This window comes from Rhizobacter sp. P5_C2 (assembly GCF_054049715.1).
Window position 1 is genome coordinate 1 of the sequence record NZ_JBFULV010000177.1, and the last position, 7,485, is coordinate 7,485.

The following is a 7,485-nucleotide window of genomic DNA, read 5'->3' on the forward strand; positions in this document are numbered from 1 at the left end:
CCCTGCACCCGCCCCGGTGATCGAGACCCCGGCCTCGGCGCCTGCCGAAGCCGTGCCGCCGATCGCTGCCGCGTCGGCGCCCGAGACGGTGGCCAGCGCCCCGGCCGTGGTCGTCCCGCCGCCGCCGAAGCCCGCTCCGGCACCGGCGCCGGCGCCCGAACCCAGCTTCCTGTCGTCGCTGTTCGATGACAACCTGCCGGCGCTGCTCGGCGGCATCGCCGTGCTGCTGCTCGGCGGTTTCGCGGCGTGGCGCTTCAGCAAGCGCGCCAAGCGCGACAGCGGTGAAACCTCGTTCCTCGAAAGCCGTCTTCAACCGGACTCTTTCTTCGGGGCGAGCGGCGGCCAGCGCATCGACACGCGTGACGCCGGCGGTGCATCGTCGTCGATGAGCTATTCGCTGAGCCAGCTCGACGCCATCGGTGACGTCGACCCGGTCGCCGAGGCCGATGTCTACCTGGCCTACGGCCGCGACCTGCAGGCCGAAGAGATCCTGAAGGAAGCCATGCGCGCGAGCCCCGAGCGCCTGGCAATCCGCACCAAGCTGCTCGAGGTCTATGCGAAGCGCCGCGACACCAAGGGCTTCGAGTTGCTCGCGACCCAGCTGTTCGGCCTGACCGGCGGCCAGGGCGAAGACTGGGCCAAGGCGCAAGAGATCGGTCAGCAGATCGATCCGGAAAATCCGATGTACCGCCCGGGCGGTGGACCGTCGACCGGCCATGGCGAGCCGCGTCCGTCGGCCGAGGTGCTGGGCGCGAGCACGATGCCGCAATCGGTGCTGCCGTCGCCGTCCGAGTTCGGCGCCAGCGGATCGCACGGCAGTGGTTTCGACACCACCGGCGGCGGCATGGACCTCGACCTCGACCTGGCCCTGCCGAGCGGCTCGGCCGTGTCGGCGCCGCACCTGCCGGAAGAAACCCAGCCGCTGCCCACCGGCGAGGTCGGGCACTCGCTGGACGACATGAGTTTCGACCTGCCGCTGGATCCGCCGCCCCCGCCGCCACGTGCCGCGCCGGCCCCGGCGCGCAGCGCACCGGCCAGCGCGCCGATGGATTTCGACCTGTCCAGCATCTCGCTGGACCTTGGCGATTCAACGATCCCCGCGCCGGCCGCCCCGCGCGCCGCCGCTGCCGCACCGGCCTCGTCGAGAAACGAGTTCGGTGACATCGACCTCGGCGACGCGCCGGACGACGGCTCCGACCCGATCGCGCGCAAGCTCGAACTGGCCGAAGAATTCCGCCAGATCGGTGACATGGAAGGCGCCCGCGACCTGCTGCAGGAAGTGGTGGCCAAGGCGAGCGGTGCGACCAAGACGCGCGCTCAAGCCATGCTCAGCGACCTGGGGTGAACGAGTCGAAGCTGGCCCTTGGTATCAGCTACCAGGGTCAGGCCTACCGCGGTTGGCAGAGCCAGCCGGGCGGGCAGACGATCCAGGACCATCTCGAACGGGCGTTGTCGCAATTCGCGGCCACGCCCGTTCGCACGATGTGCGCCGGCCGCACCGATGCCGGCGTGCATGCGCTGAACCAGGTGGTGCACCTGCACGCGCCGGTGCCGCGCGAGACCGAATCGTGGATGCGCGGCACCAACCGCTTCCTGCCGCTCGACATCGCGGTGCAGTGGTGCCAGCCGGTGCCCGACGACTTCCACGCCCGCAACAGCGCGCACGGCCGCCGCTACGCCTACCTGCTGCTCGAGTCGCGCGTGCGCGCGGCGATCGGCGCCGGCGCGGCCGGCTGGGTGTTCCGCCCGCTCGACGGCGATGCGATGCGCGAGGCCGCCGCGGTGCTGATCGGCGAGCATGATTTCAGCGCCTTCCGCGCCGCCGAATGCCAGTCGCCGACGCCGGTGAAGACGCTGCGCGAGATCCGCATCCGGCGCTTCGGCGCGTACTGGCGTTTCGACTTCGACGGCAATGCCTTCCTGCACCACATGGTGCGCAACATCATGGGTTGCCTGGTAGCGATCGGCGCAGGGCAGCGCGCGCCGGGCTGGATGGCCGAGGTGCTGGCCTCGCGCTCGCGCAGCGTGGCGGCACCGACCTTTGCCCCCGACGGGCTGTACTTCGTCGGCCCGTACTACGATGCGCGCTTCGAGATTCCGTCCCACACGCCGCCGATGGACTGGCTTCCCGGCGGCGCTGGTCTTATCAGCCCCTGACCCGATGAGCGTTCGCACCCGAATCAAGATCTGCGGCCTGACGCGCGAGGCCGACGTCGACGCGGCCGTCGAGGCCGGTGCCGACGCGGTCGGCTTCGTGCTGTACGAGCGCAGCCCGCGGCACGTCAGCGTCGAGCGCGTGGCTGAGCTGGCGCGCCGCCTGCCGCCCTTCGTCACACCGGTCACGCTGTTCGTCAACGCGGCGCCAGCGCTGATCGCGAGTGCGGTCGCCGCCATCCCCAACCTGCTGCTGCAATTCCACGGCGACGAGACCCCGGCCGACTGCAGCGCAGCAGGCCGCCCGTTCCTGCGCGCCGCCCGCATGGCCGGGGATTTCGATTTGCTAGACTTCGCGGCTCAGTTCCCGCTCGCCCAGGGGCTGTTGCTCGATGCCCATGTCGACGGGTATGGCGGAGGCGGAAAGGTCTTTGATTGGTCACTCATTCCTCGAAACGTGCGCTCTCCAGTCGTTTTGTCTGGTGGGTTGCATGCCGGAAATGTGATCGAAGGAATTCTTCGGGTGCGGCCCTGGGCCGTTGACGTGAGTTCCGGCGTTGAAAGTGCCAAAGGCATCAAGGATGCCGAGGCCATCCGCCGTTTCTGCTCCGCGGTGCGCGAAGCCGATGCACTGGCATCCACCACCGCAGCCAGCACCCCGACCTGAAGCGAGTCAATCCATGTCGAACTACCAGCAGCCCGATGCCAGCGGGCATTTCGGGCCTTATGGCGGCACCTTCGTCGCCGAGACCCTGATCCACGCGCTCGATGAACTGAAGGCGGCCTATGCCGAGGCGCAGCGCGACCCGGCCTTCCGGGCCGAATACGAGTACGAACTGAAGCACTTCGTCGGCCGGCCGAGCCCGGTCTACCACGCGGCGCGCATGAGCCGCGAACTGGGCGGCGCGCAGATCTACCTGAAGCGCGAAGACCTCAACCACACCGGCGCGCACAAGATCAACAACACCATCGGCCAGGCGCTGCTCGCGCGCCGCATGGGCAAGCCGCGCGTGATCGCCGAGACCGGTGCCGGCCAGCACGGCGTGGCCACCGCCACCATCTGCGCGCGCTACGGCATGGAATGCGTCGTCTACATGGGCAGCGAAGACGTGAAGCGCCAGTCGCCCAACGTCTACCGCATGAAGCTGCTCGGCGCGAGCGTGGTGCCGGTGGAGAGCGGCTCGAAGACGCTGAAGGACGCGCTGAACGAGGCGCTGCGCGATTGGGTCACGAACGTCGAGAACACCTTCTACATCATCGGCACGGTGGCCGGCCCGCACCCGTACCCGACGATGGTGCGCGATTTCCAGCGCGTGATCGGCGACGAGTGCCTGGTGCAGATGCCCGAACTCGCCGGCCGCCAGCCCGATGCGGTGATCGCCAGCGTGGGCGGCGGCAGCAACGCGATGGGCATCTTCTATCCCTACATCGAGCATGCCGGCACGCGGCTGATCGGCGTCGAGGCGGCGGGGCAGGGGCTCGATTCGGGCAAGCATGCCGCGAGCCTCAGCGCCGGTTCGCCCGGCGTGCTGCACGGCAACCGCACCTACCTGCTGCAGGACGAGAACGGCCAGATCATCGAGACGCACTCGATCTCCGCCGGCCTCGACTACCCGGGCGTCGGCCCCGAGCATGCGTACCTGAAGGACACCGGCCGCGCCGAATACGTCGGCATCACCGACACCGAGGCGCTGAAGGCCTTCCACTACCTGTGCCGCACCGAGGGCATCATCCCGGCGCTGGAGTCGTCGCATGCGGTCGCATACGCGATGAAGCTCGCGCCGACGATGCGGCCCGACCAGCACCTGCTCGTCAACCTGTCCGGCCGCGGCGACAAGGACATCGGCACGGTGGCCGACCTGTCGGGCGAGAAGGTCCATGCCCAGCCATCCCAGGCGGGCCAGACGGTGAAGGGGCTGTCATGAGCCGCATCGCCACGCGTTTCGCCGCGCTGAAGAAAGAGGGCCGCAAGGCGCTGATCCCGTACATCACTGCCGGCGATCCGTACCCGGATGCGACGGTCGAGCTGCTGCTCGCGATGGCCGACGCGGGTGCCGACGTGATCGAACTCGGCGTGCCGTTCTCCGACCCGATGGCCGACGGCCCGGTGATCCAGAAGGCCGCCGAGCGCGCGCTCGCGAAGAACATCGGCATGGTGCAGGTGCTCGACTACGTGCGCGGCTTCCGGGCCCGCAACACGACCACGCCGCTGGTGCTGATGGGCTATGCGAACCCGGTCGAGCGCTACGACCAGCGCCACGCCGCAGGCGCCGGTGAGAGCGCCTTCGTGCGCGATGCCGCCGAGGCCGGCGTCGACGGCGTGCTGATCGTCGACTACCCGCCCGAGGAGTGCGAGGCCTTCGCCGCCCGCTTGAAGGCGAAGCAGCTCGACCCGATCTTCCTGCTCGCGCCGACCTCCACCGAACAGCGCATGAAAGAGGTCGGCCGCATCGCGACCGGCTACGTTTACTACGTCTCGCTGAAGGGCGTGACCGGTGCCGGCCACCTCGACACCGACGCGGTGGCCCGGATGGTGCCGCGGATCCAGGCCCATGTGCAGGTGCCGGTGGGTGTAGGCTTCGGAATCCGCGACGCCCAGACCGCCATCGCGGTCGCCAGGGTGTCGGATGCGGTGGTCATCGGATCCCGCATCGTGCAATTGCTTGAAACCCAGACGCGCGACAATGTCGTCCCCGCGGCCGCGGCGTTCATCGCCGAGATCCGCGCCGCCCTCGATACCCTGAAAGGAGCTCCCGCATGAGTTGGCTCGAGAAACTGCTTCCGCCGAAGATGCAGCAGACGGACCCGAGCGAGCGCCGCACGGTGCCCGAAGGCCTGTGGATCAAGTGCCCGTCGTGCGACACCGTGCTCTACAAGAGCGACCTCGAGCAGAACATCAACGTCTGCCCGAAGTGCGGGCACCACCACCGCATCCGCGCCCGCGCGCGGCTCGATGCCTTCCTCGACGGCGAAGGCCGCTACGAGATCGGGCAAGAGGTGCTGCCGGTCGACGCGCTGAAGTTCAAGGACAGCAAGCGCTACCCCGAGCGGCTCAAGGAATCGCTCGAGAGCACCGGCGAGACCGATGCGCTGGTGGTGATGGGCGGCGCGGTGCTCAGCATCCCGCTGGTGGTGGCCTGTTTCGAGTTCGACTTCATGGGCGGCTCGATGGGCTCGGTGGTCGGCGAACGCTTCGTGCGCGGCGTCGAGGCGGCGGTCGAGCAGAAGGTGCCCTTCGTCAGCTTCGCGTCCACCGGTGGCGCGCGCATGCAGGAAGGCCTGCTGAGCCTGATGCAGATGGCCAAGACCAATGCGGCGCTGACGCTGCTGGCCAAGGCGAAGCTGCCGTACATCAGCGTGCTGACCGATCCGACGATGGGCGGTGTCTCGGCGAGCTTCGCGTTCGTCGGCGACATGGTGCTGGCCGAACCGAAGGCGCTGATCGGCTTCGCCGGCCCGCGCGTCATCGAGAACACCGTGCGCGAGAAGCTGCCCGAGGGCTTCCAGCGCGCCGAGTTCCTGGTCAAGACCGGTGCGATCGACGGCATCATCGACCGGCGCGAACTGCGCACGACGATCGCCCGATCGCTCGCGATGCTGCAGCGGCAAAGCGCCGACGCGGTGGCCTGAGGCTCGCCACCTCCCCACGGAAGGCGGCCTCGGCCGCCTTTCCTTCTTTCTGAAACCACCATGGCCACACCGACCACCCTCGCCGAATGGCTCGCCCACTGCGAGCAACTGCACTCCAAGGACATCGACATGGGCCTCGAGCGCAGCCTGCTGATCAAGCAGCGGCTGGGCATTGACTTCCAGGTGCCGGTGATCACGGTGGCGGGCACCAACGGCAAGGGCTCGACCTGCGCGATGCTCGAGTCGATCGGGCTGCAGGCCGGCTACCGCGTCGGGCTCTACATCAAGCCGCATTTCGTGCACTTCGAGGAGCGCTGCCGCGTGAACGGCCGCAGCGTCGACGCGGCCGAGCTGATCCCGCACTTCCAGGCCGTCGAGGACGCCCGGGCCGGCATGCCGCTGACCTATTTCGAGTTCACGACGATGGCGATCCTGCGGCTGCTCGCGAGCGCGCCGCTCGACATGGTGATCCTCGAGGTCGGCCTCGGCGGCCGGCTCGACACCGTCAACGCGATCGACACCGATTGCGCGGTGATCACCAGCATCGACATCGACCACACCGCCTACCTTGGCACCGACCGCGAGTCGATCGGCCGCGAGAAAGCCGGCATCATGCGCACCGGCAAGCCGGTGGTGGTCGGCGACCCGATGGTGCCGGCCAGCATCGTCGCGCGTGCCGCCGAGATCGGCGCCGACTTGCGACTGCTCGGCCGCGATTTCAACTACGCCGGCGACAAGCAGCAATGGGGCTGGGGCGGGCGCGACAAGCGCTTCAACGGGCTCGCGTACCCCGCGCTGCGCGGCGCGAACCAGCTGCTGAATGCATCGGCCGCGCTGGCCGCGTTCGAGACGCTGCGAGACCGCTTGCCGATCACCGCGCAGGCGGTGCGAAACGGCTTCGCGTCGGTCGAGCTGACCGGCCGCTTCCAGATCGTGCCGGGCCAGCCGACGCTGGTGCTGGACGTCGCGCACAACCCGCACGCGGTCGGCGCGCTGGCCGAGAACCTCGACCAGATGGGCTTCTTCCCGCGCACGCACGCGGTGTTCGGCGCGATGGCCGACAAGGACCTCGAAGCGATCATCCGCCGCATGGCGCCGCTGGTCGATGCGTGGCATTTCACCGACCTGCCGATCGCGCGCGCAACCAGTGCGGCCGAGCTGCAGCAACTGCACGAACGCCTCGCGCTGAAAGGCCCCGGCCCGGTGGCTACATTCCGTCACGCGAGCCCCGAAGACGCACTGCGCGCGACGATAGCGACCGCAGACCCGGCTGATAGAATCGTGGTCTTCGGCTCGTTCTTCACCGTGGGCGGCGTGCTGAAGGACGGCATCCCCCGTCTCTCTGCCAAGCACCTGAGCTGATCGCTCGCTGCTCACCTGGAATCAGCTCTTCATGGGTCTGCTGTCCTTCCTGAAGCGCACGCCGGGCAACACGCCCAACAGCGCGTCCAAGGCCACCTCCAAGGCGAAGGCGCCCCCGGTCGCCGAATCCCCCGACACCGACACCGTCGCGCAGGCCCGCACCCGTGCGCGCCAGCGGCTCATCGGCGCGGCCGTGCTGGTGATCGCCGGCGTGATCGGCTTCCCGTTGTTGTTCGAGACGCAGCCGCGCCCGTTGCCGGTGGACACGCCGGTGGAGCTGCGGCGCGACACCTCGCCCGCGCCCGCGCCCACCCCGGCGCCCGCCACGCCCGGCGCGCG

Annotated in this window: 7 protein-coding genes and 1 pseudogene; all 8 read left to right on the plus strand. The window is 69.1% G+C overall.

What is annotated here, in order from left to right:
- On the plus strand, positions 1-1,345 hold a 1,345-nt coding region (locus ACXJLU_RS32045; protein ID WP_457337790.1), incomplete at its 5' end, for a motility hub landmark protein FimV.
- Positions 1,342-2,157, plus strand: a complete 816-nt coding sequence (truA, locus tag ACXJLU_RS32050; protein WP_457337791.1) for a tRNA pseudouridine(38-40) synthase TruA — start codon at positions 1,342-1,344, stop codon at positions 2,155-2,157. The genes ACXJLU_RS32045 and truA, both read left to right, overlap by 4 nt.
- Before the next feature lie 4 nt (positions 2,158-2,161).
- Positions 2,162-2,821, plus strand: coding sequence for a phosphoribosylanthranilate isomerase (locus ACXJLU_RS32055; RefSeq protein WP_457337792.1), 660 nt, complete (start codon positions 2,162-2,164; stop codon positions 2,819-2,821).
- Positions 2,822-2,834: 13 nt separating this feature from the next.
- Positions 2,835-4,079 carry a tryptophan synthase subunit beta gene (gene trpB, locus ACXJLU_RS32060; protein ID WP_457337793.1) on the plus strand — a complete coding sequence of 415 codons (1,245 nt, stop codon included), beginning with the start codon at positions 2,835-2,837 and terminating at the stop codon, positions 4,077-4,079.
- On the plus strand, positions 4,076-4,915 hold the full coding sequence (gene trpA / locus ACXJLU_RS32065) for a tryptophan synthase subunit alpha (protein WP_073465443.1): 840 nt from the start codon (positions 4,076-4,078) through the stop codon (positions 4,913-4,915). The genes trpB and trpA overlap by 4 nt, the downstream gene beginning before the upstream one ends.
- Positions 4,912-5,784: an acetyl-CoA carboxylase, carboxyltransferase subunit beta gene (gene accD, locus ACXJLU_RS32070; RefSeq protein WP_073465444.1), complete on the plus strand. Its 873-nt coding sequence runs from the start codon at positions 4,912-4,914 to the stop codon at positions 5,782-5,784. The genes trpA and accD overlap by 4 nt, the downstream gene beginning before the upstream one ends.
- Positions 5,785-5,844: 60 nt before the next feature.
- Positions 5,845-7,146 (plus strand): bifunctional tetrahydrofolate synthase/dihydrofolate synthase, encoded by a 1,302-nt coding sequence (gene folC, locus ACXJLU_RS32075; RefSeq protein ID WP_457337794.1) that lies wholly within the window; start codon positions 5,845-5,847, stop codon positions 7,144-7,146.
- Between the two features lie 31 nt (positions 7,147-7,177).
- Positions 7,178-7,485: pseudogene (locus ACXJLU_RS32080) on the plus strand (SPOR domain-containing protein); the annotation flags it as partial.

Bases quoted from the DNA above. Each gene is read 5' to 3' on its own strand.
- ACXJLU_RS32055 (WP_457337792.1), top strand. From the start codon at position 2,162: ATGAGCGTTCGCACCCGAATCAAGATCTGCGGCCTGACGCGCGAGGCC.
- accD (WP_073465444.1), top strand. From the start codon at position 4,912: ATGAGTTGGCTCGAGAAACTGCTTCCGCCGAAGATGCAGCAGACGGAC.
- folC (WP_457337794.1), top strand. From the start codon at position 5,845: ATGGCCACACCGACCACCCTCGCCGAATGGCTCGCCCACTGCGAGCAA.
- trpB (WP_457337793.1), top strand. From the start codon at position 2,835: ATGTCGAACTACCAGCAGCCCGATGCCAGCGGGCATTTCGGGCCTTAT.
- trpA (WP_073465443.1), top strand. From the start codon at position 4,076: ATGAGCCGCATCGCCACGCGTTTCGCCGCGCTGAAGAAAGAGGGCCGC.